The 24,679-nt window shown below is 70.7% G+C and carries 23 protein-coding genes and 1 tRNA gene; 17 read left to right on the top strand and 7 right to left on the bottom strand.

Features of this window, described 5'->3' with window-relative positions:
• Positions 1-4 precede the first annotated feature (4 nt).
• Positions 5-406 (bottom strand): GNAT family N-acetyltransferase, encoded by a 402-nt coding sequence (locus tag ASG23_RS01690; RefSeq protein ID WP_235520804.1) that lies wholly within the window; start codon positions 404-406, stop codon positions 5-7.
• 145 nt (positions 407-551) lie between these two features.
• On the opposite strand from ASG23_RS01690, the gene ASG23_RS01695 reads away from it, so the two are divergent.
• From ASG23_RS01695 to topA, 3 genes are all read left to right on the top strand, one after another.
• On the top strand, positions 552-896 hold the full coding sequence (locus ASG23_RS01695; RefSeq protein WP_157465470.1) for a hypothetical protein: 345 nt from the start codon (positions 552-554) through the stop codon (positions 894-896).
• Positions 897-959: 63 nt separating this feature from the next.
• Positions 960-1,907, top strand: a complete 948-nt coding sequence (locus tag ASG23_RS01700; RefSeq protein ID WP_200941484.1) for a phosphatase PAP2 family protein — start codon at positions 960-962, stop codon at positions 1,905-1,907.
• 71 nt (positions 1,908-1,978) lie between these two features.
• Positions 1,979-4,708, top strand: coding sequence for a type I DNA topoisomerase (topA, locus tag ASG23_RS01705; RefSeq protein WP_056019175.1), 2,730 nt, complete (start codon positions 1,979-1,981; stop codon positions 4,706-4,708).
• A gap of 60 nt (positions 4,709-4,768) precedes the next feature.
• On the opposite strand, the gene ASG23_RS01710 is transcribed toward topA, so the two are convergent.
• Positions 4,769-5,332 (bottom strand): hemerythrin domain-containing protein, encoded by a 564-nt coding sequence (locus ASG23_RS01710; RefSeq protein ID WP_056019177.1) that lies wholly within the window; start codon positions 5,330-5,332, stop codon positions 4,769-4,771.
• Positions 5,333-5,467: 135 nt separating this feature from the next.
• On the opposite strand from ASG23_RS01710, the gene ASG23_RS01715 reads away from it, so the two are divergent.
• From ASG23_RS01715 to ASG23_RS01740, 6 genes are all read left to right on the top strand, one after another.
• Positions 5,468-6,475 carry a Gfo/Idh/MocA family protein gene (locus ASG23_RS01715; protein WP_056019180.1) on the top strand — a complete coding sequence of 336 codons (1,008 nt, stop codon included), beginning with the start codon at positions 5,468-5,470 and terminating at the stop codon, positions 6,473-6,475.
• 29 nt (positions 6,476-6,504) lie between these two features.
• A complete protein-coding gene (tmk, locus tag ASG23_RS01720) occupies positions 6,505-7,134 on the top strand; it encodes a dTMP kinase (RefSeq protein ID WP_056020624.1) in 630 nt (209 codons plus the stop codon).
• Complete coding sequence (locus tag ASG23_RS01725; RefSeq protein WP_056019182.1) at positions 7,131-8,267, top strand: DNA polymerase III subunit delta'; 1,137 nt, start codon at positions 7,131-7,133, stop codon at positions 8,265-8,267. Before tmk ends, ASG23_RS01725 begins: the two co-directional genes overlap by 4 nt.
• A gap of 87 nt (positions 8,268-8,354) precedes the next feature.
• Complete coding sequence (locus ASG23_RS01730; protein ID WP_056019185.1) at positions 8,355-9,935, top strand: alpha/beta hydrolase; 1,581 nt, start codon at positions 8,355-8,357, stop codon at positions 9,933-9,935.
• 41 nt (positions 9,936-9,976) lie between these two features.
• Positions 9,977-10,429: a hypothetical protein gene (locus tag ASG23_RS01735; RefSeq protein WP_056019188.1), complete on the top strand. Its 453-nt coding sequence runs from the start codon at positions 9,977-9,979 to the stop codon at positions 10,427-10,429.
• 33 nt (positions 10,430-10,462) lie between these two features.
• Positions 10,463-10,535: transfer RNA gene (locus ASG23_RS01740), tRNA-Thr, on the top strand.
• A 521-nt stretch (positions 10,536-11,056) separates the two neighbouring features.
• Here the strand turns inward: ASG23_RS01740 and ASG23_RS19745 are convergent.
• On the bottom strand, positions 11,057-11,230 hold the full coding sequence (locus tag ASG23_RS19745) for a hypothetical protein (RefSeq protein ID WP_157465471.1): 174 nt from the start codon (positions 11,228-11,230) through the stop codon (positions 11,057-11,059).
• Between the two features lie 139 nt (positions 11,231-11,369).
• Here ASG23_RS19745 and ASG23_RS20850 point away from each other — a divergent pair, with 139 nt between their 5' ends.
• Positions 11,370-11,861: a DUF429 domain-containing protein gene (locus ASG23_RS20850; RefSeq protein ID WP_200941485.1), complete on the top strand. Its 492-nt coding sequence runs from the start codon at positions 11,370-11,372 to the stop codon at positions 11,859-11,861.
• 73 nt (positions 11,862-11,934) lie between these two features.
• Here the strand turns inward: ASG23_RS20850 and ASG23_RS01745 are convergent, their stop codons facing one another.
• Positions 11,935-12,390, bottom strand: a complete 456-nt coding sequence (locus ASG23_RS01745) for an SRPBCC family protein (protein WP_200941486.1) — start codon at positions 12,388-12,390, stop codon at positions 11,935-11,937.
• A 68-nt stretch (positions 12,391-12,458) separates the two neighbouring features.
• Here ASG23_RS01745 and ASG23_RS01750 point away from each other — a divergent pair, with 68 nt between their 5' ends.
• Entirely contained in the window at positions 12,459-13,121 is a 663-nt protein-coding gene (locus ASG23_RS01750; RefSeq protein ID WP_162242649.1) for a TetR/AcrR family transcriptional regulator, read from the top strand.
• Between the two features lie 322 nt (positions 13,122-13,443).
• Here the strand turns inward: ASG23_RS01750 and ASG23_RS01755 are convergent, their stop codons facing one another.
• The 3 genes from ASG23_RS01755 to ASG23_RS01765 form a co-directional block, all read right to left on the bottom strand.
• Positions 13,444-14,280, bottom strand: a complete 837-nt coding sequence (locus ASG23_RS01755) for an alpha/beta fold hydrolase (RefSeq protein WP_056019194.1) — start codon at positions 14,278-14,280, stop codon at positions 13,444-13,446.
• Positions 14,281-14,379: 99 nt separating this feature from the next.
• Entirely contained in the window at positions 14,380-15,192 is an 813-nt protein-coding gene (locus tag ASG23_RS01760) for an alpha/beta hydrolase (RefSeq protein WP_056019197.1), read from the bottom strand.
• Between the two features lie 13 nt (positions 15,193-15,205).
• Positions 15,206-16,039: an alpha/beta fold hydrolase gene (locus ASG23_RS01765; RefSeq protein WP_056019200.1), complete on the bottom strand. Its 834-nt coding sequence runs from the start codon at positions 16,037-16,039 to the stop codon at positions 15,206-15,208.
• Positions 16,040-16,210: 171 nt separating this feature from the next.
• Between ASG23_RS01765 and ASG23_RS01770 the strand changes: the two genes are divergently transcribed.
• The 6 genes from ASG23_RS01770 (at position 16,211) to ASG23_RS01795 (ending at position 24,591) form a co-directional block, all read left to right on the top strand.
• Complete coding sequence (locus ASG23_RS01770; protein WP_082515664.1) at positions 16,211-18,922, top strand: ATP-binding protein; 2,712 nt, start codon at positions 16,211-16,213, stop codon at positions 18,920-18,922.
• 356 nt (positions 18,923-19,278) lie between these two features.
• A complete protein-coding gene (locus ASG23_RS01775; protein WP_056020631.1) occupies positions 19,279-20,292 on the top strand; it encodes a LacI family DNA-binding transcriptional regulator in 1,014 nt (337 codons plus the stop codon).
• 68 nt (positions 20,293-20,360) lie between these two features.
• The gene (locus tag ASG23_RS01780) at positions 20,361-21,602 is read left to right on the top strand and encodes an extracellular solute-binding protein (RefSeq protein ID WP_157465472.1); all 1,242 of its coding nucleotides are present in this window, start codon (positions 20,361-20,363) and stop codon (positions 21,600-21,602) included.
• A gap of 3 nt (positions 21,603-21,605) precedes the next feature.
• Complete coding sequence (locus tag ASG23_RS01785; protein WP_056019206.1) at positions 21,606-22,748, top strand: ABC transporter ATP-binding protein; 1,143 nt, start codon at positions 21,606-21,608, stop codon at positions 22,746-22,748.
• Positions 22,745-23,665 carry an ABC transporter permease gene (locus ASG23_RS01790; protein ID WP_056019209.1) on the top strand — a complete coding sequence of 307 codons (921 nt, stop codon included), beginning with the start codon at positions 22,745-22,747 and terminating at the stop codon, positions 23,663-23,665. The genes ASG23_RS01785 and ASG23_RS01790 overlap by 4 nt, the downstream gene beginning before the upstream one ends.
• Positions 23,665-24,591, top strand: coding sequence for an ABC transporter permease (locus ASG23_RS01795; RefSeq protein WP_082515666.1), 927 nt, complete (start codon positions 23,665-23,667; stop codon positions 24,589-24,591). Before ASG23_RS01790 ends, ASG23_RS01795 begins: the two co-directional genes overlap by 1 nt.
• The last annotated feature ends 88 nt before the right edge of the window (positions 24,592-24,679 follow it).

The raw sequence follows: 24,679 nt of genomic DNA on the forward strand, positions 1-24,679 counted from the left end.
GTGCTCAGAGAACGATCTGCATCCCCGTCTGGTCCGAAGTGAACGCCGTGAAGCCCGCCTGCTCGTAGAGGCGGCGACCCGCCGCGTCAGCCGTCAGCGTCACGTACGCGTCTGCCGGCGCCCGCAGTCGGATGTCCGCGAGCAGGTGGTCGAGCACCGCACGCCCCAGACCTCGCCGCTGATGACCGGGCGCGGTGGCCATGTCAGCGACGACGAAGTACCAGCCGCCGTCCCCGAGCACCCGGCCCATCGCCACCGTCTCGCCGTCCGCCGCGGTGACGTGGCAGGACGACCAGCTCTCACGCAACGCGAGCTCGGGCTGCTCGGCGGACTTCGCGCGGAGCCCTGCCTCGCGCCTCAGGCGCACGTATCTGCGCGTCGGGCTCGGCTCACACGTCGGCGGCACGCCCCGGAGCCTCATCGCGTGGTGGTGACCGTCGACCTCCACAGGTAAAGAGACGGTCACATCCAGGCTTTCCACAGGCACGGTGGGTGAAGTGGGGATCGAGCACGCGGAGTACCGCGTGACGGACGGAGCCGGGAGGCCAGCCATGAGCCTGCATGCCACCGCAGCGAGTGCACCCGCACCCCTCACGCCTGTGTGGTTGACCGCGAACGTGCGACCGGCGGGATCGTTCGGCCGGGCCGACGTGGGCCGGCTCCGTGACCTGCTGGGAGCCCTGTCGATGTCGGCGTCGATGGTGGTGCTCGATCTCGCGGCCGTGAGCCTGCGCAGCGGGCAGGCGGCCGACGCGATCGACGAGGCCGGGTGGGAGCTGGAGCGGCGCGGCGGATGCCTGCTGTGCATCAACGCGGACGACGAGGTGCGGGCCTGCCTCGGCCGCTGCCGGCACGCCGTCGTCGTCGGGCCGGGGGAGCCGACGCCCGTCCCGTGACCCGTCCGCCCGCACGTCGGCCAAGGACCCGCCGCACTGGTGCGGGTGACCTACCGTTGTCCGGTGAGCGACGCCCCGACCCTCCCCGCGACCGAGCGTCGGGACCCCGACGCCCGGGACCGTCGCGTGGTCGTGGTCGCGGTGGCGATCGGCGTGGCTGTGCTCTCGTTCGCGGGGGTCTTCGTGCTGTGGCGGGTGTTCGTGGACACGCTCGCCGGGCAGCAGGTGGAGAACGCGGCGTTCCAGGGCGCCCTGTACGGCCAGACGCAGCTGTGGCGGGTGGCCGAGCGAGTGCTGGACGTGGTGTCCGTCGGGTTCATGGCCGTCGTCCTCGTCGCGGCGATGGTCATCGCCGCCCTGCGTCGCCGCTGGTCGCTCGCCATCCAGGTGGCCGTCCTGATGATCGGCGCCAACCTCACGACGCAGCTGCTGAAGAACTTCGTGCTGTACCGCCCGGACCTCGGCGTCGAGGCCGACTACGGCAACACCCTCCCCAGCGGACACACGACCGCCGCGGCCTCCGTCTCGGCGGCGCTGCTCCTCGTGGTGCCGCCGCGGGTCAGGCCGTGGGCCGCGGTGCTCGGTGCCGGCTACACGACGGCCACCGGCGTCTCGACGCTCATCGGCCAGTGGCACCGGCCGTCGGACGTCGTCGCGGCCGTCCTCGTGGTCCTCGCGTGGACCGCGATCGCGTGCGCGATGGTGGCCCTGACCCCCGCGTGGCCGTCGACGGCGACCGGTGCGCTCCGGCTCGCGGGCGACCCACCGCCGACGCCGGCCACCATGCGGGGCGTCGTCGCAGGGCTGGTGGTCGTCGGGGCCGGGGCGGGCGCGGCGGCAGTCGTCGCGCTGTCCCACACGTGGCAGAACCTGGCGGATCTCGACGCCCGCGCGGAGAAGTTCACGGCGTACTTCGGCGGCGCCGCGGGGGTCCTGATGGCGTCCTGTCTGGCATTCGCGATCATGCTGGTGCTGCGCCAGGCCGCGGCATCGAGATTGCCGCGGGGTTGACGACACGCCGTAGAGTCCCCCACGTCGCAACGGGTCGACCGACCCGTCGCCGTCTGAGAAGGGCCTGATCGATGTCTGCAGGGCGCAAGCTCGTGATCGTGGAGTCGCCCGCCAAGGCGCGCACGATCGCCGGGTACCTCGGCGAGGGGTACGACGTCGAGGCGAGCGTCGGGCACATCCGTGACCTGCCGCAGCCCTCCGAGCTCCCCGCGGACATGAAGAAGGGCCCGTTCGGCAAGTTCGCCGTGGACGTCGACAACGGCTTCGCTCCGTACTACGTGGTCGACGCCGACAAGAAGAAGAAGGTCAGCGAGCTCAAGAAGCTGCTGAAGGACTCCGACGAGCTCTTCCTGGCCACCGATGAGGACCGCGAGGGCGAGGCCATCGCCTGGCACCTCCTCCAGGAGCTCAAGCCCAAGGTGCCCGTCAAGCGCATGGTGTTCCACGAGATCACCCCCGAGGCCATCCAGCGCGCTCTGGAGAACACCCGGGAGCTCGACGACCGGCTGGTCGACGCCCAGGAGACGCGCCGCATCCTCGACCGGCTGTACGGGTACGAGGTCAGCCCGGTGCTGTGGCGCAAGGTCCGCCAGGGCCTGTCGGCGGGGCGCGTGCAGTCCGTCGCGACCCGGCTGGTGGTCGAGCGCGAGCGTGAGCGCATGGCGTTCGTCGCCGCCGACTACTGGGACGTGACCGGGACGTTCGCCGTCGAGGACACGGCCGAGCCGTCCTTCAGCGCACGGCTGACGTCGGTCGACGGTCGCCGCGTCGCCACCGGGCGCGACTTCCTCGACACCGGGCAGCTGCGTGGTGCCGACGTCGCCCACCTCGACGAGGCGCGCGCGACCGCCCTGGTCGCGGGACTGGCCGACTCCGCGTTCTCCGTCGCGTCGCTCGAGACGAAGCCGTACACGCGCCGCCCGGCCGCACCGTTCACCACGTCGACCCTCCAGCAGGAGGCGTCGCGGAAGCTGCGGATGGCGTCCCGGCAGACCATGCGCACCGCGCAGGGCCTGTACGAGAACGGCTACATCACGTACATGCGTACGGACTCCTCGTCGCTGAGCTCGCAGGCGATCGACGCCGCCCGTCGGCAGGCCTCGGAGCTGTACGGCGCCGAGTACATCCCCGACGCGCCGCGCGTGTACGCGAGCAAGGCGAAGGGCGCCCAGGAGGCCCACGAGGCCATCCGGCCCGCCGGTGACCACTTCCGGACGCCGGCGCAGGTGGCCAAGGAGCTCTCGGGCGACCAGTTCCGCCTGTACGAGCTGATCTGGAAGCGCACGGTCGCGTCGCAGATGGCCGACGCGCGCGGGCAGACGGCCTCGGTCCGCCTCGGTGCCACGGCCTCCGACGGCACCGACGTGCTGTTCTCCGCGTCCGGCACCGTCATCACGTTCCGCGGGTTCCTGGCCGCGTACGAGGAGGGTCGCGACGTCTCGCGGTACGCCGAGGAGGCGGAGGAGCCGGCGGCGACGGCCGAGAAGGACGACGCCCGGCTGCCGAAGATGGCCGAGGGCGACCCGCTGTCCGCGTCCGACCTCACCGCCGACGGCCACCGCACGTCCCCGCCGCCCCGCTACACCGAGGCCTCGCTGGTCAAGGCGCTCGAGGAGCGCGGGATCGGCCGGCCGTCCACGTACGCCGCGACGATCTCCGTGATCCAGGACCGCGGGTACGTGACCGGTCGCGGGCAGGCGCTGGTGCCGTCGTGGCTCGCGTTCGCGGTGACGCGCCTGCTCGAGGAGAACTTCGACTGGCTGGTCGACTACGACTTCACCGCCGAGATGGAGGAGGACCTCGACGCCATCGCGGCGGGGGACAAGGACCGGGTGGCGTGGCTGTCCCGGTTCTACTTCGGCGACGGCACGGGCAACGAGGAGGGCGAGGGCCTGCGGGACCTCGTCGCGAACCTCGGCGACATCGACGCCCGCGAGGTCAACTCGATCCCGATCGGCGAGGGCATCGTGCTGCGCGTCGGCCGGTACGGCCCGTACCTCGAGGACTCGGCGGCCGAGCCCGCCGAGGACGGCACCACTCGTCGCACGTCCGTGCCCGAGGAGCTGGCGCCCGACGAGCTGACCGTGGCCAAGGCCCGCGAGCTGCTGGAGACGCAGCCCGAGGGTGACCAGGTGCTGGGCACCGACCCCGTCGCCGGCACGCCCATCGTGGCGCGCAACGGCCGCTACGGCCCGTACGTCACGGAGATCCTGCCCGACCCGGAGATCGACACGTCCCTGTCGGCCGCCGCGCAGAAGCGTGCCTTGGCCGCCGCCCCGAAGCCGCGGACGGCGTCGCTGTTCAAGTCGATGTCGTTGCAGACGATCACGCTCGACGAGGCGCTCACGCTGCTGTCCCTGCCCCGCGTGGTCGGCGTCGATCCGGAGACCGGGACCGAGATCACCGCGCAGAACGGCCGCTACGGCCCGTACCTGAAGAAGGGCACGGACTCGCGCACGCTCGCCTCCGAGGAGGCGCTCTTCACGACGACGCTCGAGGAGGCGCTGGCCATCTACGCGCAGCCCAAGCGGGGCCGTGGCGCCACTGCGGCGCCGCCGCTGCGTGAGCTGGGCGACGACCCGACGTCGGAGAAGCCGATCGTCGTGAAGGAGGGGCGCTTCGGCGCCTACGTCACCGACGGCGTCACCAACCGGACCCTCCCGCGCGACCTCACGCCCGAGACGATCACGCGCGAGCAGGCGATCGAGCTGCTGGTCGAGAAGCGTGCGTCGGCGCCCGCGAAGAAGAAGGCACCTGCTCGACGGGCGCCCGCCAAGAGCAAGGCCGCCGCGAAGAAGTAGGCCCGGTCCGGAACCGTGTCGTCCGGACGCAACGGGTCCGGTCGGATCCGTCGTGGCCCGTCAGACGTCGCGGCCGAACAACCGCTCCGCGTCGACGCCGTGGTCGGTCATTCCGTCCAGCGCCGCGACGACCGCGCGCTCCTCCCAGCGGAAGTGCGACTCGAGGATCGCGGCGAGCCCGTCGATCTCGCGGCGCGCCCGCGAGAGGTCGTCGCTGTCGGTCAGCACGGCGTCGATGCTCCGCAGGATGCCCGCGACCACGTGGTGGTCGCGAGCGAGCCCGTCGAGGGTGTCCCGCAGCTCCGGGTATTGCGCCGCCAGCGCCGGGAACGCAGTCCGGTCCTCGCTGGTGTGGTGCCGCCCGACCGCGCTGCAGAACGCCACGCAATGGGTCCGGAGGTCGGGCGTCAGCTCGGACGTCTCGTCAAGCCCGTCGAGGAGCCGGTCCAGCTCGTCCCGCAACCTGTCGTGCGTCTCCACCAGCTGCTGACCCCACGCGGCGAGACGATCGGGGACAGCCGGCACCCCGCCACCCAACAAGGTCCACGCAGCCCACGTCAACGCCACCCGACCCACTCCGCACAGCGCAGTGCCCACCAGCGCGCCGCGCCGCGAGATCGTCACTTTGCGACCAGATCGTCAGTTGGAGCTGACGATCTCGTCGCGAACTGACGATCTCGTGCGAGCTGAGGCCGTCGTCGGGAGATGACTGCCGGACCCGGGCGGACCGGTCGCCGGTCGCGCGCTAGGTTGTCGCTCATGGCTGACCGCGCTGAAGACCCCCGCTCTGCACCACCGATCCGCTGGGGCATCCTCGGCGCGGGCAACATCGCCGCGACGTTCGCTTCGGCCGTGAACGCGCACACGCGCGCGCAGCTGGTCGCCGTCGGCTCCCGCAACCGGGACCGCGCGCAGCGGTTCGCCACGGCGCACGGCATCCCGACCACCCACGTGGGCTACCGCGAGCTGGTCGAGGACCCGCAGGTGGACGCGGTGTACATCGCGACGCCGCACTCCGAGCACAAGGAGCAGGCCCTGCTGGCCATCCGCGCCGGCAAGAACGTGCTCGTCGAGAAGGCGTTCACCCGCAACGCCGGGGAGGCCGAGGAGGTCTTCGCCGCCGCCCGTGAAGCCGGGGTGTTCGTGATGGAGGCGATGTGGACGCGGTTCCTGCCGCACGTCTACGCGCTGCACCAGGTCATCGACGCCGGGGAGATCGGCGAGATCATCAACCTGTCGGCGGACCACGGTCAGGCCTTCGCGTACGACCCGAAGAGCCGGCTGTTCGACCCCGCCCTGGCCGGCGGCGCCCTGCTCGACCTCGGCGTCTACCCGGTGTCGTTCGCGCACGACTTCCTCGGCGTCCCGGACGCGGTGCAGGCGGTCGGGCAGCTGACGCCGACCGGTGTCGACGGCCAGATCTCGATCGTGCTGTCCTACGGCGAGCGCGCGCAGGCGACCCTGTCCACGACCCTGTGGGCCAAGACGCCGACGATCGCGACCATCTCCGGCACCGAGGGCAACATCTGGGTCCGCGGCAGCTTCTACGGCCCGACGTCGTTCCGCGTGCAGCGCCTCGACGGGCGGGTGTGGGACTTCGACCAGCCCGGCACCAAGGGCCTGCAGTACGAGGCCGCGGAGGTCGCCCGCCAGGTCGCCGCCGGCGCGACCGAGAGCCCGCGCCTCACGTGGGACAACACCCTCGAGGTGCTGCGGACGATGGACACGATCCGCTCGCTGGTCGGCGTGACGTACCCGGGGGAGTGACGTCGGACCCGGCGATTACCCTGACGCACGTGACCACCCACCCTCCTGGCCTCTTCCTCTCGTTCGAAGGGGGCGACGGCGCCGGGAAGTCGACGCAGGCGCGCCTCCTCGGCGACTGGTTGACGGGACTGGGGCGGGAGGTCGTCCTGACCCGGGAGCCGGGCGGCACCGAGCTCGGTCTCCTGCTGCGCGACGCCGTCCTGCACGGCGACCACGTCGATTCCCGGACGGAGGCGCTGCTCTACGCCACCGACCGCGCGCACCACGTGGCCTCGCTCGTCCGCCCGGCGCTGGCCCGCGGGGCCGTGGTCGTCACCGACCGCTACCTCGACTCGTCGGTGGCCTACCAGGGCAGCGGGCGTGACCTGGGGGCCGACGAGGTCGAACGCCTCTCCCTGTGGGCCGTCGACGGACTGCTCCCTGCGCTGACCGTGCTGCTCGACCTCGACCCGGTCGCCGGCAAGGCGCGGCTGACCGGGGACCCGGACCGGCTGGAGCGGGCGGGCGACGAGTTCCACCGGCGCACCCGAGAGGCGTTCCTCGGACGCGCCGAGGCCGAGCCGGGGCGCTGGCTCGTCCTGGACGCGACGCGTCCGGTCGAGGAGCTCGCGTCGGAGATCCGCTCCCGGGTCGCCACCCTCCTCGGGGTGGCACCGTGAGCGTCTGGGACGACGTCGTCGGCCAGGAGCCCGCGGTCGAGGTCCTGCGGCACGCGATCGAGGACCCGGCCGCGATGACCCACGCGTGGCTGCTCACCGGTCCTCCGGGCTCGGGGCGGTCCAACGCGGCCCGGGCGTTCGCCGCGGCGCTGCAGTGCGCGACCGGCGGCTGCGGCACCTGTCACGACTGCACCACCACCCTGCGTGGGCTGCACCCGGACGTCACGGTCGTCGCCACCGAGGGTGTCTTCATCCGCGCCGAGACGGCCCGCCCGCTGGTGGAGCTCGCGCAGCGGTCGCCGTCGCAAGGCCGGCACCGGGTGATCATCATCGAGGACGCAGACCGCCTGAACGACACCAGCGGCAACTCGCTGCTCAAGGCCATCGAGGAGCCGGCCGGCCGCACGGTCTGGGTCCTGTGCGCGCCGAGCCCGCAGGACGTCCTGGTCACCATCCGCTCCCGCAGCCGTGCCGTGGCGCTGCGCGTGCCGCCGGTCGACGCGGTCGCCGCCCTGCTGGTGTCGCGGGACGGCATCGACCCGGCGGTCGCGGCGGTCGCGGCCCGCGCGGCGCAGAGCCACGTCGGGATCGCTCGTCGGCTCGCCCGGGACCCCGAGGCGCGCGCCCGACGGTCCGCGGTGCTGGGCATCGCGGCGAAGATCCGCGGGGTCGGCGACGCCGTGCTCGCGGCCGGCGAGCTCGTCGAGACCGCGCAGGCCGACGCCAAGGCCGCGACGGAGCAGCGGGACGCCGAGGAGAAGGCCGAGCTGCTCCGGTCGATGGGCGCGGAAGGTGCAGCGACGCTGCCGCCGACACTGCGCACCCAGGTCCGTCAGCTCGAGGAGGACCAGAAGCGCCGGGCCACCCGGGCGCAGCGCGACGTGCTGGACCGCGCGATGGTGGACCTCCTGTCGCTCTACCGCGATGTGCTCGTCGTGCAGCTGGGGGCGGGCGTCGAGCTGGTCAACGTCGAGCACGAGCAGTCGGTGCGCGTCCTCGCCGAGTCGAGCACCCCGGAGCAGACCCTGCGACGCATGGATGCCGTCGGACAGGCCCGCACCCGCCTGGCCGGGAACGTCGCCCCGCTGCTCGCGGTCGAGGCGATGGCGGTGGCGCTCCGCCCGCAGGGATGACGGTCCCCCTGTGCAGATCGGGTGACGGTCCGATGCAGCCGGCGGACGCGAGGCCGGACGCCCAGCATCGGCGGCTACCGTGTGCGCATGCCGCTCTCCGCCCGCCTCGTCGCGCCCACGAGCGTCGGACGCGAACCGCGGAGCCGGCTCGCTGTCGCGCTGATCGCTGCCGTGCTCATCGTCGTCGTGCTGCTCGCCGGGTGCGTGGCGCCCAAGAACCAGGCGGCCGGACCGGTCCCCGGGACCACGTCCGACTCGCCGAGCGCGGAGGCGACGGGCGACCTCGCGAGCTACTACACGCAGCAGCTGGAGTGGACCGCGTGCGAGCAGGGTGAATGCTCCACCGCCCAGGTGCCGCTGGACTACGCGGACCCCGCGGGACCGTCGATCGGGATCGCGCTCGCCCGCGCCAGGGCGACCGGCGGTGAGCCGATCGGCTCCCTGCTGCTCAACCGCGGTGGCCCCGGCGCCTCGGGTGTCGACTTCGTCGCCCAGGTCAAGGGCATGGTGAGCGAGGACATCACCCGCCAGTTCGACCTCGTCGGGTTCGACCCGCGCGGCGTGCAGCGCTCCAGCCCCGTCGAGTGCATCGACGACCCCGCGCTGGACGAGCTCATCGCCTACGACCCCGACTACTCGACCGACGCGGGGATCCAGGAGGTCATCGACATCTACGGCGAGCTCGGGGCCGCGTGCGAGCAGAACACGGGTGCGGCGCTCGGCCACGTCGACACCATCAGCGCGGCCCGCGACCTCGACGTGCTGCGCGCGGCGCTCGGCGACGACACGCTCACCTACCTGGGCTTCTCCTACGGCACCGCGCTCGGTGCCACGTACGCCTCGCTCTTCCCGGAGAAGGTCGGCCGGCTCGTGCTCGACGGTGCTCTCCCGCCCGACCTGCCGTCCGCGGAGGCGTCGGAAGGTCAGGCCGTCGGCTTCGAGAACGCGTTGCGCGCCTACATCGCCGACTGCCAGGCCGGCCCGCGCTGCCCGCTCGACGGGTCGGTCGACGACGGGCTCGCGCAGATCACGGAGCTGTTCGAGCGGGCGGAGGCCAACCCCCTGCCCACCGGCACCGACCGCGCCCTGACCCGGTCGCTCGCGTTCTACGGGATCGCGCTCCCGCTGTACTCGCAGTCGTACTGGCCCCTCCTGACGCAAGCCCTGACAGCCGCGATCGACCAGAACGACGGCTCGTTGCTGCTCCAGCTGGCCGACCAGTACTCGGACCGCCAGCCGGACGGGACGTACAGCACCAACTCGCTCGTCGCGTTCTACGCCATCAACTGCCTCGACAGCCGGGCGTCCGCGGACTTCGACGCGATGCGCGCCGAGGCGGCCCAGATCCAGGCCGCCGCCCCCACGGTCGGGTACTTCTTCGGCTACGGCGGCACCGTGTGCGCCCAGTGGCCGGTCCCCGAGGTCGGCGGTCTCGACTCCTACGCCGCCGAGGGCGCTGCGCCGATCCTCGTCGTCGGCACCACGAACGACCCGGCGACGCCCTACCAGTGGGCCGAGCAGCTGGCAGAGCTGCTGTCGTCGGCGGTCCTGCTGACCTACGAGGGCGAGGGGCACACCGCGTACGGCTCCTCGAACGACTGCATCGCCAACACCGTCGACGCCTACCTGCTGACCGGCGCAGTCCCCGCGGAGGGCACCCGCTGCTGACCCAGGTTGCCGGGAGCGCCGTCCCGGGTGACGGTGTCGGGATGACAGCCCTGGTCGTGCGCTCGCTGCTGCTCGGATGGGCCGCCGGCGCCCGCTCGTCCCTCGGGCCGGCGGGTCCGACGATCACCGGCGACCGAGGAGCACTGGTGCGGGCGGCCGCCGCGGTGGGGGTGGTCGCCGAGCTGGTGAGCGACAAGCTCCCGATCGCACCGAGTCGGCTGGAGCACGGCGGCGCCCTGGTCCGGGCGACGTCCGGCGCGATCGGAGCGTCCATGCTCGCGGCACGCGCCCACGCGAACCCCGTCCCGCACGCGCTCGTGGGTGCCGTCGGCGGGCTCGCCGGTGCCTACGGGGGAGCGGCGTGGCGGGCGTGGGCGGTCGACCGGTTTCCTAACTGGCAGGCTGCGATCGCCGAGGACGTCGTGGCGCTCGCCGCTGCCGCGGTCGCGTGCAGCCCTCGCTTTGGAGCGCCGGGGGTCAGCCAGGTACAGTAAGCGGGCTCGCCGGGGTCCATGGGTCCCGACGACGCCGCCTTAGCTCAGTCGGCAGAGCGTCTCACTCGTAATGAGAAGGTCAAGAGTTCGATTCTCTTAGGCGGCTCCGACACGAAGGCCCCGTGACCAGCGGAAACGCTGGTTCGGGGCCTTTGTCGTGGGGGGCGCGCAACCACCCCTGGTAGCCACGATGGCGCCAAGCGGGGCCAGGGGCGGGCGTCATACGGGCTCGTGGAGCTTCTCGTCAGTAGCGGCACGGCTTCCTGACCTGCAGAGACGTCCGCACCTGCCCCCTGCGGACCGGCATGGCCCTTCTCACCGAGGTGAGAAGGTCATCGAAACGCCTCTCCGCGCCGAGGTGGGACGCCGTCCGGACAATCGCAGCCGCTCACGGCTTTGCGTATGAGCTCGGACGCCTACACCAAGGTCCCGCACCGACCTCGGTCGGCACGTCGGGTGGCTCCACTGCGCCGTCGGGTCGATCAGCACGTGGCACTCGGCGAACGGCTTCTCAAGGAGCTACACGTGTGCCGCGTGGATGCTCAGTGGGTGACGCCGCCGGACGTGAGCCCGAGCTTCATGGTTCCGGCAGCCACGAACGGCCAGGACTGAAGAGACTGGCGCCGGTCAGCCGCGGGCCTGGGAGTAGCGGGGTCCGGCGTCGCCGGAACCCATCCAGAAATGCGAGTTGTCGTACACGAGACGGACGCCGTGCGTCAGCTCGCACTCGCGGGCGAGTCGACCGACGGGGTAGGGGGTCCGGCACTCGCGGCAGTGCAGCGTCGTGTCGTCCTGGGCCATGGCACACCTCCCACGAGGGGCGGCCAGCGGGGCGCAGGGCCGCTTGCTCTTCATGGTGAGACCAGAACGCACCCGATCGGCCCGAAGGTGAGACAGATCACCCCGTGGTGGATGCCTGCAAGATCGGCTGATCGGCATCGTGCTCGACGGCGCCGACGCACAGGTGTTCCCTGCGCAGACCTTCGCGGCCCTGACCGACGCCGTCAGGGCCGACCCACCGGTCGACGTAGTTGCCGTCGACAGTCCGATCGGGCTTCCCGACAACACGGCGAGGACCGGGGACGTCCTCGCGCGAGGTCGCCTGTGCGGGCGAGCATCCTCGGTGTCGACCGCACGAGCATGTGACCGCCGGAGAAGGCGGTCCCCACGTCGTCATGAGAAGGTCAAGAGTCCGATTCTCTTAGGCGGCTCCACCACGAAGGCCCTGTCACCAGCGGAAACGCTGCGGACAGGGTCATTGTCGTGGGGCCGCGCGACGACCGTCGGGTGCCACAGCAGGGGGTATGCGGGGCCCACGTCGGGCATTCGACAGGCTCGTGGAACTTCTCGTCAGAAACGGCTCAACTCGCTGACCTGCAGAGACGTCCACAGCTGCCCGCTGCGGACCGGCACGACATCTGACCGTACGTGAGAAGGTCATGAAACCGCTTCTCGCGCTACTCCTGCAGGTGGGCGCCGCCCTGGTTGGGGATCCTTGGGGAAGCTCAGTCCGCTTCGAGCTGGAGCCTGAGTCTCTCGAGTGTGGTCACCAGCTCCTTGCGAGCAGCGCTACGCGCGAGCGGCGCGATCAGCTTGCCGATCCCGTGGCCCGTGAAGTCGATGCCGTACGCCAGATGTGTCCCAGCTCCGTCGGCGGTGGGGATCAGGTCCATCGTGACGCGGCTCCGAACCGGGCCGTCGACTCCTCGTACCCCGTAACGGCGGTGGGGATCGTACTCGGTGACCTCCCAGGTGATGGGGCGGTCGGCTCCCATCACGTGCCGGACTTCTTGGCCTCGGGCGCCGATGCCGACGGCGGTGGGCAGGTCGTAGGCGGCCTGGCGCACGTCGGGTTGCCACTCGGGGAGGTGCTTTGCGTCGGTGATGTAGCCGAAGACGTGGGACGGGCTTCTCGCGATGTCTATCCCCGCGGTGATGGCCTTGATGTCGGTCTCGGACACGGTCTGCTCCTCACCTGTGGCGTGGCGCTGGTCGCGCCGACCATTTGATGCCAGTAGTATTCTCCTCAATGTCAGAGAGCACAAGGCCGCGGCGCCGCTACGACGCCACATCGCGACGCGCGCAAGCCGCGCTCACCCGGGCACGCGTTCTGAAGGCGGCGCACCGGGTGTTCCTCGCTCGCGGCTACGCCGGTGCCACCATTCCGCGGATCGCCTCGGAGGCGGGCGTGGCCGTCGAGACGATCTACCGGGCGGCGCCCGGGAAGGCGGGACTGCTCGCCGCGGTCGTCGAGAGCGCTCTGGCGGGCGGGATGGTCAACGCCGAGCTCCCCGTCGAGCAGCGGCCTGGCATCCGACGAGTGATCGAGGAGAAGGACCCGGCCCGCAAGCTCCACCTGTACGCCGCGACCCAGCCGGGTGTGTATGCCCGGGCCGGGGCGCTGCTGCAGGTCCTCGACGAAGCGGCGTCAAGCGTCCCTGAGCTCGCGCAGGTCCGGGAAGGGTATGCGGCACGCCGCCTGGAGGGCATGCGGCAGCTGGCCACGCAACTGGCCGAGCGGGGGAGCTTGCGCGGGGAACTCTCGACCCAGCAGGCCGCCGACATTCTCGTGACGGTGTGTTCGCGAGCCAACTACGACAGCTTGGTCACCGAGCGCGGGTGGAGCCCAGCGGACTATCGGGACTGGGTGGCCGATACGCTCGTGCGCACGCTGCTGGCGGCCCACGCGTGACGACCTTGTCGCTGCGCCGGCACCGCGGGCGCCGGGCAGGTGTGGAGGTCCGCGACGGTCTCGGGAGCCGACCGGGTGCCAGGCCCGTCCGACGACAAACACCGCGTGTAGCTCGCGCGCGGGCCAGCGGCCGCACCGCACCGGGGAAGGCTCGAAGCGTCCGTTGCGAGGCTCTACCGAATTCGGGGCGAGACGCTCTGAGCGGCTCGCTGGCGCGTGGTGAAACGGTCCGCGGTGGCGACCCTGAGGTCGCCACCGCAAGACCTTGCACAATGATCGGTCGTCGCCGGCGCGGCCGGCGCGATGCTGAAGGTCGGCCGACCTACTTTGCTGCGTCGCGGATGAGGGCGAGGACGGCGAGGGGGTGGCTGATCATCGGGACGTGGGAGCTGTTGATCTCCACGGTCGTGGCTCCGGCGCGGGCTGCCATGGCTCGCTCGGCTTCCGGGGGGATGATCTTGTCCTGCTTGGCGACGAGGTACCAGCTGGGGATCGTCTTCCAGGCGGGCACGCCCGAGGGGGTGACCAGGGACGCGAACGCTCCGGGTCGCTGGGATCCGGCCATGTTCTGGGCGACGACCTTGGGCAGGTCCCCGGCGAACAGCTGGGGGAAGAACGCGGGGTCGATGTAGGCGTCGGCGTCTCCGGGTGTCGCTCCGGGGAACGGGCGCACCACGAGGTGGTCGGTGACCTCGGTGTGGCCTCCGCCGAGGGTGTTGGCGGCTTGGACCGACTCGCCCTCGTCCAGGGCGTAGGCGGCGATGTAGACAAGGGACTTCACGTTCGGGTTGCCGGTGGCGGCGTTGGTGATGACGGCGCCGCCGTAGGAATGGCCGACCAGGACGATCGGTCCCGGGATCGTGCTGAGGAACTGCCGCAGGTACTCGCTGTCGTAGGCCACGCCGCGCAGCGGGTTGGAGAAGGCGATCACCGGGTAGCCCTTCGCCTGCAGACCGGTCGCCACCAGGCTCCAGCCGCTGGAGTCCGCGAACGCCCCGTGCACCAGCACGACCGTCGGCTTCGGTGATGTCGTGGTCTGGACGTGGGCAGCGGGCGCAGTCGCGGCCGCGGGGAGCGCCGCGCCGCCGAGGGCGGCGATGGAGAAGGTGGTCGCGATGGCGAGGGCCGCCGCGCTGAGCTTGCGTCTGATGCTGGTCACGATTGTTCCTTTCACGGTGTGGTGCGGGATGGTTTCGGGAGGTCGACGGGCCCGATTCGGGTCACACGCATGAGCTGCTCGTCGAATCGGGGGTCCGGGCTATGCCAACGGGACGGAGACGGGGCGCGCGTTCTCGAGCGCCCACGCCAGGGCGAAGTCGGCGACCTCTTCCCAGCCCGGCTCGGCGCAGATCCAGTGGGATCGGCCGGGGAACTCGTGGTACTCGGTGAGCGCGGGCGACTTGGCATAGTGCTTCGCGTTCGACCTGTTCACCGACGGCGGCATGATGTGGTCCTCCTCGCCGCCGATGAACAGCAGCGGCGCCCGGTCGGCGTCGTAGTCGACCCAGGTCTCCTGGTGGCCGGGCGTAAAGTTGGCGAGCAGGCCGTAGGCCCACACCCAGTTGCCAGGCGCAGGGATGGCGAACTCCTGCCAGACGGCGTCGGAGTCCTCACGCGAGAGCGTGTTGGCGAACGCGTAGTGGAACTCCTCGGGCGTGAACCCGACGGCCCGGTGGTAGTTGGCGGGGTTCTTCAGCGCCGGGAACAGCGACTTGGCCTGCGACAGCGGGTTGACGCGGACACCCTCGGTGGGTGCCGAGTCGACGACGACGCCCGCAGAACCGAGCCCCCGCGCGAGCAGGAGCTGCGTGAGGGTCCCGCCGAAGGAGTGACCCACAATGATCGGCGGTTCGGGCAGCGCCTCGATCTGGGCGGCAATGTGGTCCACGGTCTCGGGCACGGTGAGCTTCGCGATGACGTCGGTGTTCTCCCGCAGTGCCTCGACCTCGATCTCGAATCCCGGGTACGCCGGGACCAGGACCGTGTGGCCCGCGGCCTCGAAGCGTTCCTTCCAGCCGCGCCAGCTGCGCGGGGTCATCCACAGGCCGTGCACGAGCACGATGGTGGTCATGGTGCGTCCTCTCTCAGGCGGTCAGTGAGTCGACGAAGGCGAGCAGGTCCGTGTGCAGGCGGTCCCGTTCGGTGTCGGGCAGCCCGTGCGCGCCGTGCTCGTAGACGGTCAAGGTGGCGCCGTCGATGGCGGCGGCGGACCGCTTGCCGCCCACCTCGAACGGCACGATCTGGTCGTCGGACCCGTGGATCACCAGCGTCGGGACGTCGACCTTGGCCAGATCCGGGCGGAAGTCGGTGGCCGAGAATGCCGCGATGCACTCGTAGGCGCCGCGGTGGCCGCTGGCCATGCTCTGCAGCCAGAACGCGTCGCGGACGCCCTGCGAGACGTCGTTGTTGCGGTTGTTCCCGAAGAACGGCCCGTCGGCCAGCTCCCGGTACAGCTGCGAGCGGTCGGCGCTCTCTCCTGCGCGGATGCCGTCGAACACCTCGATCGGCAGGCCGCCCGGGTTGTCGTCGGAACCCAGCATGAGCGGCGGTACCGCGGAGACCAGCACCAGACCGGCCACGCGCGCCGTGCCGTGCCGGCCGATGTAGTGCACGGCCTCGCCGCCGCCGGTGGAGTGTCCGACGAGCGTGACGTCGGTGAGGTCGAGGAAGTCGATGAGGCACGCGAGGTCGTCGGCGTAGGTGTCCATCTCGTTGCCGTTCCACGTCTGGCTGGAGCGGCCGTGGCCGCGCCGGTCGTGGGCGATCACACGGTGTCCGTTCGCGGCGAGGAACAGAGCAGCGGCGTCCCAGGCGTCCGCGTTCAGCGGCCACCCGTGGCTGAGGATCACCGGCGTGCCGCCGGTCCCCCAGTCCTTGTAGAAGATCTGCGCGCCGTCATCGGCGATGACGAATGGCATGAGGCACCTCCGGGAGGTCGGGATGCCTCGATGGTTCGCCGCAATGTCCGGTTCCCGCACCACGTGCAGCGCGTGGTCGTGACGACGGTGGCACGTGGCGGGTTCCGCGTCGTTGCAGGTCGCAGTACCAGACGCCTGCGCCGACGGGGGGTTCTTCGCTAATGTCTCGGCATCGACAGTGACCCGCCGGCGCTCCTTGGACGTTCCAGCGAGCTCGAGCTCCTCAGCGTTCTGATCGGCTCCGCGCGCAACGGGCGCGCTGGCGCGCTGCTGGTCCGCGGCGAGGCAGGGATCGGGAAGACAGCCCTTCTGGGCGAAGCGGTGCAGCACGCCCAGCGGATGCGGATCGTGCGCGCGGATGGCTACGAGGCCGAGGACGCGATGCCGTATGCGGCCCTGCAGCGGATCGGCACCTCGTTCCGGGACCACCTGCCCGAGATCCCGGACCGGCAGGTTGCCGCGCTGCGGATCGCGGCCGGCCTCGACAGCGGTCCGCCGCCCGACCGCTTCCTGGTCGGTCTAGGAATGCTGTCCCTGTTCGCGGCGGCCGGCGAGAGCGAGCCGATCGTGTGCGTGGTCGACGACGCGCACCTGCTCGACGCGGAGTCGCTCGAGGTCCTGGCGTTCGTGGCGCGCCGGCTGAAGGCCGAGTCTCTGGCGCTGATCCTGGCCACTCGACCGGACGAGCGCCTTGAGCGGGTCACCGCCGGCGTGGCGAGACTGGAGCTCAGCGGGCTGGACGCGCTGTCGGCGGTCCACCTGCTGAACCAGTTCGCAGCGGAACCGCTCGATCCGTACGTCGCCGCGCAGATCGCCCGGGAGTCCGTGGGCAACCCGTTGAGCCTGATCGACCTGGGCCGGGAGGTCAGCGCGAGGGAGCTCACCACCTCGACCCTGACGCCGGACCCGGTGCCCGTCGGCACGCGGCTCGAGGCCCATTACCGGCGCGAGGTCGATGCCCTGCCCCGGTCCGCACGGCAGTGGCTGCGGGTTGCTGCCGTCGAGTCCAGTGGTGACGCGGTCCTGATCGGCGAGGCGGCCGAGCGGCTCGGCCTCGCGGTAGATGCGGCCGAGGGTGCTGAGCGTTTCGCCGCCGGCCGCGACACGGTTCGGTTCCGCCATCCGCTGGTCCGGTCGGCCGTCTACAACGGGATGCCGTCGACGGAGCGCCGCCGGCTGCACGGGGTGCTTCGGGACGTCGCCGACGAGAACGGCCACGCCGACGTCGCGGTGTGGCACGCGGCGGCCGCTGTCGTCGGAACCGACGAGTCCGTCGCCGCGCGGATGGTGCAGGCCGCGGACAAGACCGGTGGGCGCGGTGGGACCGCGTCACGAGCCCGTCTGCTCGCCCGAGCTGCTGACCTGACGCCCGACGGACCCTCGCGGGACGGTCGGCTCATCGAGGCGGCGGAGGCGGCGGCCTCGGCGGGGGCCGCGCAGCTCGCGCTGGAGTTCCTCGACCGGGTCGACCCCACCCAGATCGACCCGGTCAGCCAGGGACGTGTGCTGTCCCTCCGGACCCTGCTTGCCCTGTTCGTCGGCGACCCAGACGGCGTCGCCGGTGCCACGGCAACCTTGCTGCAGGCCGCCGACTTGTTCCACGGGATCGTTCCCGAGCTCGAGGAACACACGTTGCTCCGCGCGTTCGAGCTGGCCTTGACGGCCGAGTGGGCGATGACAGGGGCAACGCTGCCCGAGCTCGGGCAGCGACTTCAGGACGGGGCCGGCTCGGTCCTGCGGCGTGCGCTGGCCGCCCACATTCTCAGCCCGTACGCCGAGTCCGCTCCGCAGATCCGCGCGGCGTTGCAGGTGCTGCGCGACGCACCCGCCGACGAGCTGCTCGCCCACGTCTCGCTCGGCGTCTCCTTGAGCATTGCGCTGTGGGACGAGCGCGCGTGCATCGAGCTACTCGAGCGCATGGCCCGTGCAGCGCGTGAAGCCGGAGCCCTTCGAGCGCTCGACACGGCCCTCTGGGTGCTCAGCCTCGCCGAGCTGGTGCGGGGTGACGCACTGGCGGCCGGTCGCTACGTCGAGCAGGTGCGCGACCTGCGCCAAGCGATCGGCTACGACGCCGAGCAGGTGGTCAATGCGTCCTACCTGGCGTGGTCCGGCGCTCCCAAGGCGCAGGTCGAGGCCATCGCCGAGGCAACCCGGACAAGCGGATTTGGCGGCGCCTGGACCATGGCGATGACCGGGCTCGGCATTCGCGAGATCGCCGAGGGGCACTACCGCGACGCCTTCGATCGTTTCCGCCCCATGGTCGAGCAACCCTTCCTCCAGGTGACGTACCAACAGCTGCCCGAGTACATCGAGGCGGGCGTGCGCAGCGGTCATGTCGAGGCGGTCCAGGATTCGGCGGAACGACTCGCGATGATGGCTGCCGTCAGCGGCACCCCATGGGTGCGTGGCGTGTCCGACCGCTGCGCGGCTCTGCTGGCTCGCGACGACGCAGCAGAGGATCTCTACCGCAGCGCGATCAAGCACCTCCAGGAATCGACCGCGCTGGGTGACCACGGCAGAGCACATCTGCTCTACGGGGAGTGGCTGCGCCGTCAGCGACGACGGCGACAAGCGCGCGACGAGCTGCGCACCGCACTCGGGATCTTCGAGCGGGCGGGCGCGGCGGCGTTCGCGGACCGAGCACGCCGAGAGCTCGAGGCCACCGGCGAGCGCGTCTCGCACGAAGCACCGAGCAGCGGTGACGGGCTCACCCCGCAGGAGTCGGCGGTCGCACATCTCGCCGCCGAAGGACAGACGAACGCAGAGATCGCTGCGGCGCTGTTCATCAGCGCGCACACCGTCGACTACCACCTCCGCAAGGTCTTCCGGAAGCTCGAGGTCACGTCTCGTCGGCAGCTCGGCGAGCGCTTCGTCACGCCGTAGCGGCGGTCGCGGCGGGCGGGTGCCACCTGGGGTACCACGTCGTGTGACGCCGAGGTGAGAAGGCCACCGAGACCCACCCTCGGCCGCGCTTCAATGCTGATCCTCGACTGGACGCGGACGGCCTGCGCTACGGCTCATCGCGCACGGAGTCGAGCGCGCGGGCCTCCTCGCCGCTTCTGCAATCCACTGAGCACGCGAAGTGAAGTTGCAAGGTGGTGTCACAGCAGGTCAGCGCGCACAACGTGGCGTATTCGTGACGCACCCTTGACGGATTGCCGCAAGCCTTTGCATACTACGCAGAGTCGCATCACGAGCCACGACGCTGTGGCCGCTCGACACCAATGGAGGTGGAGAACGTGGCAGTGACAGCGAGAGACGTCGCCCGGGTGGCCGGAGTCTCGGTCTCCACCGTGTCCCGCGCCCTGGCCAAGCCGGACGAGGTCGCCCCGGAGACTCGGGCCAAGGTCCTGGCGACGGCACAGGGGATGGGCTACCGCCCCAACCAGGCCGCGCGCGGTCTGGTGACGGGCCGCACCGGCATCATCGGGCTGATCGTCCCCGACCTGGAGAACCCGTTCTTCGCCTCGGTGACCAAGGGCGTCCAGAGCCGGGCACGCGCCGCAGGCTTTGCCGTGATCGTCGCCGACTCCGACGAGGACCCGAGCCAGGAGGCCGAGCTCGCCCGCGACATGTCCAAGCAGGTGGACGGACTCGTGCTGTGCGCACCCCGTGGCCCCGAGGGCGTGATCGTCGAGGTCGCGCTCGACATCCCGATGGTCCTCATCAACCGCCGGTGCGGCGACCTGCCCACCGTGGCCATCGACAACGTCGAGGGCATCCGGCTTGCGATGGTGCACCTGCGCGCCCTCGGTCACCGGCGGATCGCCTGGGTCGGTGGGCCGGTGACGTCGTGGTCCAACACCGAGCGGTTGTCGGCCCTCGAGTCCGTCGCGGCCGAGCACCCCGACATCGAGCTGGTCAACCTCGGTTCCTTCCCGCCGTACGTCTCCGGGGGGATAGCCGCCGCCGACCTCGTCATCGCGAGCGGCGCCACGGCAGTGCTGGCCTACAACGACCTTCTCGCGTTCGGCCTGCTCGACCTCCTGCGCCAGCGCGGCGTCGCGGTCCCGGGCGACATCAGCGTCGTCGGGGTGGACAACATCCCGATGTCCTCCCTCACCTCCCCGTCGCTGACCAGCGTCGGCATCCCGCTCGTGACGTGCGGGCGGGCCAGCGTCGACATGCTGGTTCAGCTCGTGCGGGATCCGTCAGCCGTCCCGGCGCACCATCACGACCTGTCGTTCCGGCTCGTCGTGCGGGACTCCAGCGGTCCGGTCCGGCGAGTTCTCGCCGACCTGGCGACCGCCTAGCTACCGATCAGATCTGCGACCCCGGTCCGAGCGATGGCGCTCGGACATCACAGAGAGAAGAAGGCCCCATGCGCACAGCGAAACCTCTGGCCGTCGTTGCCGGACTTGCGAGTCTCGCCCTCATGCTCGGCGCGTGCAGCGCTCCGAACGCCGACACCCCGGCCGCCCCGGCCCCCGCCGCCAGCGAGTCCGGCGACACCAGTGGCGTCCCCGACAAGCCGTCGGCACCTGTGACGCTGAACATCATGGACGTCGCCGGCAACGTCAAGCTGACCGGCCCGATGGTCGACGCGTTCATCGCCGAGAACCCTGACATCATCTCGGCGGTCACCTGGGAGAGTGCGGGCGCACCCGACCTCGTCGGCACCATCAAGCCGCAGGTCGACTCGGGCAGCCTGTCCATCGACCTCGTCATGTCGGGTACCGACGGACTGTCGGCCGGGATCGAGCAGAACCTCTGGATCCCCATCGTCGACGACTTCGGCGACCGCATCACCAACATGGACAACTACATCGAGCCCGCCGCGAACATGCAGGAGCTCGCCGAGGGCTTCGGCGTCGTCACGACGTACTACCCGTCGGGACCGCTGCTGCAGTACAACCCCGACGTCGTCAAGGATGTGCCGACCGACCCCCAGGAACTCCTCGACTGGGCCAAGGCGAACCCCGGCAAGTTCGGCTACGCCCGGCCCGCCAACTCCGGCCCGGGTCGCACCTTCCTGCAGGGCCTGCCGTACATGCTCGGCGACACGGACCCGTCCGACCCGGTTGACGGCTGGGACAAGACGTGGGCCTACCTCAAGGAGCTGGGCACCACGATCGACAGCTACCCGACCGGCACCGGTCAGGTCGTCACCAACATGGCTGACGGCACGTGGGCCTTGATCCCGACGACGACCGGCTGGGACATCAACCCCCGCGCCCTCGCGACGGAGCCCGCCACCATCGAGGCCGCGCCGTTCGACGACTTCACCTGGGTCACGGACGCCCACTACGCCGCGATCCCGGTCGGGCAGACCCCCGACAAGGTGTCGGCCATCCTCAACCTCCTGCAGTACATGCTCGAGCCGGAGACGAACGCCATGGCCTACGACGCCGGCTATTTCTACCCCGGACCGTCGATCGAGGGCGCGACGCTCGACCTGGCGCCGCAGGAAAGCCAGGACATCATCGCGGAGTTCGGCCGCGACTGGTACGACGACCTGATCGAGGAGAAGCCGAAGGCCACCCCGTTGCCTCCGGCCGAGCTGGTCAAGGCCTTCGACATCTGGGACCGCGAGGTCGGCTCCGGCAAGTTCGAGGTGAAGTAGCCCATGTCCCACTCGACCAGCACGTTCGACTCTCTTCAGCTGAAGAACGTCGGTCGCAGCTTCGGTGGTCAGGATGCGCTGGTCGGCCTCAACCTGACGATCCGGCAGGGCGAGTTCATCGCCCTGCTCGGGCCGTCGGGTTGCGGGAAGTCCACGGCGCTCAACTGCATCGCCGGACTGCTTCCCCTGACGCACGGAGAGATCCTCATCGACGCCGAGCGCGTCGACCTGCTCCCCGCCGAGAGGCGCGACTTCGGCATGGTGTTCCAGAACTACGCGCTGTTCCCCCACCTCACGGTGGAGAAGAACATCGCCTTCGGGCTCCAGATGCGCAAGGTGCCCAAGCCCGAGATCAAGCGACGCGTCGCCGAGGCGATCGCGCTGGTGAAGCTCGAGCAGCACGCGACCAAGCTGCCCGGCCAGCTCTCCGGGGGCCAGCAGCAGCGGGTGGCCATCGCGCGTGCCGTCGTCGTCGAACCGCGACTCGTGCTGATGGACGAGCCGCTGTCCAACCTCGACGCGAAGCTCAGGCTCGAGATGCGCACCGAGATCCGGCGCCTGCACCTCGCGCTCGGCCTGACGACGCTCTATGTGACGCACGACCAGGAAGAGGCACTCTCGATGGCCGACCGCCTCGTGGTGCTGCGCGAGGGCCGGGTCCAGCAGATCGGCACGCCGGAGGAGCTGCACAACAGCCCGGCCAACGCCCACGTGGCCGACTTCATGGGCTACCGCAACCTGATCGACCTCACCGTCACCGCGGTCGACGGCTCCGCCGTCACCATCGGCGACCACGCACTCTCCCTGCGCGGGACGGCCTGCGAGCCGGTGGCGGTCGGCGCACGGGTCCGCGCGGCGATCCGGCCCGAGGACCTCCTCGTCGTCCCGCCCACGGCGTCGGCTCGCGGTGACAACACCGTCAGCGCGACGGTCACGGTCGTGGAGTACCACGGCCGGGAGTTCGCGGTCGGTGTCACGACCGCCACCGGCCGCAGCCTGCACGTGCGCTCCGACCACCCGCCGGTCGTCGGCAGCACCGTCGAGCTGACGGCGGACCCGGCACGCGTGCTCGTCTTCCCGAGCGAGGCCATCGACCTGGACTCCCTGTCGGTCGACGAGCGGGAGCTGGCGGAGGTCCGGCAGTGAGCCGCGGCCAGACGACCAAGTCGACGGCCAGCCTGCGGCACCGGTTGGCCGAGCGGGGGATCGACTCGTCGCTCCTGATGCTGGTGCCGGCGCTGATCTTCGCGGTGGCCCTGTTCATCTACCCGTTCTCCTACGGGATCGGCCTGACGTTCCAACCCTCGGCGGCCACGCAGGCGCAGTGGGGGACGAGCATCTTCGCCAACTACATCGCGTTCTTCAACGACCCGTTCATCTTCGACTCCATCTGGCTGACGATGCGCCTCGCGCTGCCGGTCGCGCTGTTCAACGTCGTCGTCGCGGTGCCGGTCGCGTTCAAGCTCCGGCACAAGTTCGTCGGGAAGAAGTTCCTGACCATCCTGCTGGTTCTGCCGATCACCCTCGGCACGGTGCTGACCGCTCAAGGGCTACTGATCTTCGCCGGCCGACAGGGCTGGTTGAACCGGTTCCTGCTGGACATCGGCCTGATCGACGCTCCGCTGGCCCTGGTGAACAACTATCTCGGCGTGGTCTTCTCGCTGATCATCTCGGGATTCCCGTTCGCGTTCCTGCTCATCTCGTCGTACCTGTCAGGGATCGACCCGTCGATCGAGGCCGCGGCCAAGACGATGGGGGCGGACTGGCTGCAGCGGTTCCGGCGCGTGATCCTGCCGCTGCTGGCTCCCGGGCTGGCGACGACCTTCATCCTCACCTTCGTCCTGGCGTTCAGCGTGTTCCCGTCCGCCCGGCTGGTCGGTGACGCGATGGGCTCCACCCGCGTGATGGCACTGATGGCGTTCCGAGCGTTCGGCGAGCAGAACGACTACCCGATGGCCTCGACGATCGCCATCATGATGGGCCTCGTCGAGCTGGTCGTCATCGCCGTCGTGCTGGTCTGGCGCTCGTTCATGTACAAGGGTTCGACAGGAGGCAAGGGCTGATGGCCACGCAGACGGTGCCCTCCCCGCCGGCGGAGTCTCCCGACGCACCTCCAGACCCCCGGCGGCGGTCCGGCGCCCGCGCGCCCGGCGAGAAGTCGCTCGTCGCGGCACCCTCGACCTGGATCGTCTGGGCCGGCACCGCGGCGTTCTTCATCTTCCTCGTCGGCATCCTCACCAGCGTCGTCGTCGACTCGTTCGGCAGGCCGTGGTTCGACAGCTGGCTCCCCGAGAACTTCGTGACCAGCTGGTACACCGACGCCTGGCAGCGCTTCGGGATGGCGCACATCATGGGCGTCACCCTGACGGTGGCACTCACCGTCATCGTGATCTCGACGCTCGTCGGCGTCCCGGCGGCCTACCAGCTGGCGCGGCGCACCTTCCCGTTCAAGCGGACGATCACCCTGCTGTTCCTGCTGCCCGTGCTGATGCCGCCGATCACCTACGGCATCCCCCTGGCGACCGTGATGTACAACCTGGGAATCGGTCGGACGCTCACCGCGGTGATCCTGGTCAACCTGGTGCCGTCCATCCCGTTCGTGATCATCACGATGACGCCGTTCATCGAGCAGATCAACCCGACCATCGAGAACGCCGCCCGGATGTCCGGGGCGAACATGCGGCAGATCCTGACCAAGATCCTCCTGCCCCTGCTCATCCCTGGCGTGCTGGCCGCGTCGATCCTGGTCCTGGTCCGCACGGTCGGGATGTTCGAGCTCACGTTCCTGGTGTCCGGACCGCAGTCCGACACGCTCGTGGTCGCCATCTACCGGGCCATGACCGCCGCGGGAGGCGGTGAGGCACGTCAGCTCATCTCGTCCATGGCGGTCGTGTACACGGCGACGATGATGGTGATCCTGATCGTGGCCCTGCGCTACATCAGCCCCACGCAGCTCGTCGCCCGGGTCAAGGAGTCCCGCGAGGACTGATGATCGTCGTGCCCGGTCGGCTTCGCGGTCGACCGGACATGCGTTGCTGACAGGGGACCTTCGACCCTGGACGGCGGGGCGGCCAGGC

This window comes from Cellulomonas sp. Leaf395, from assembly GCF_001424125.1.
GTDB lineage: Bacteria > Actinomycetota > Actinomycetes > Actinomycetales > Cellulomonadaceae > Cellulomonas.

What these genes read in the sequence shown, in the direction of transcription:
- ASG23_RS01695 (WP_157465470.1), top strand. Translation starts at nt 552, where the DNA reads ATGAGCCTGCATGCCACCGCAGCGAGTGCACCCGCACCCCTCACGCCT.
- topA (WP_056019175.1), top strand. Translation starts at nt 1,979, where the DNA reads ATGTCTGCAGGGCGCAAGCTCGTGATCGTGGAGTCGCCCGCCAAGGCG.
- ASG23_RS01715 (WP_056019180.1), top strand. Translation starts at nt 5,468, where the DNA reads ATGGCTGACCGCGCTGAAGACCCCCGCTCTGCACCACCGATCCGCTGG.
- ASG23_RS01730 (WP_056019185.1), top strand. Translation starts at nt 8,355, where the DNA reads ATGCCGCTCTCCGCCCGCCTCGTCGCGCCCACGAGCGTCGGACGCGAA.
- ASG23_RS01735 (WP_056019188.1), top strand. Translation starts at nt 9,977, where the DNA reads ATGACAGCCCTGGTCGTGCGCTCGCTGCTGCTCGGATGGGCCGCCGGC.
- ASG23_RS19745 (WP_157465471.1), bottom strand. Translation starts at nt 11,230, where the DNA reads ATGGCCCAGGACGACACGACGCTGCACTGCCGCGAGTGCCGGACCCCC.
- ASG23_RS01750 (WP_162242649.1), top strand. Translation starts at nt 12,459, where the DNA reads ATGTCAGAGAGCACAAGGCCGCGGCGCCGCTACGACGCCACATCGCGA.
- ASG23_RS01760 (WP_056019197.1), bottom strand. Translation starts at nt 15,192, where the DNA reads ATGACCACCATCGTGCTCGTGCACGGCCTGTGGATGACCCCGCGCAGC.
- ASG23_RS01765 (WP_056019200.1), bottom strand. Translation starts at nt 16,039, where the DNA reads ATGCCATTCGTCATCGCCGATGACGGCGCGCAGATCTTCTACAAGGAC.
- ASG23_RS01780 (WP_157465472.1), top strand. Translation starts at nt 20,361, where the DNA reads ATGCGCACAGCGAAACCTCTGGCCGTCGTTGCCGGACTTGCGAGTCTC.
- ASG23_RS01785 (WP_056019206.1), top strand. Translation starts at nt 21,606, where the DNA reads ATGTCCCACTCGACCAGCACGTTCGACTCTCTTCAGCTGAAGAACGTC.
- ASG23_RS01795 (WP_082515666.1), top strand. Translation starts at nt 23,665, where the DNA reads ATGGCCACGCAGACGGTGCCCTCCCCGCCGGCGGAGTCTCCCGACGCA.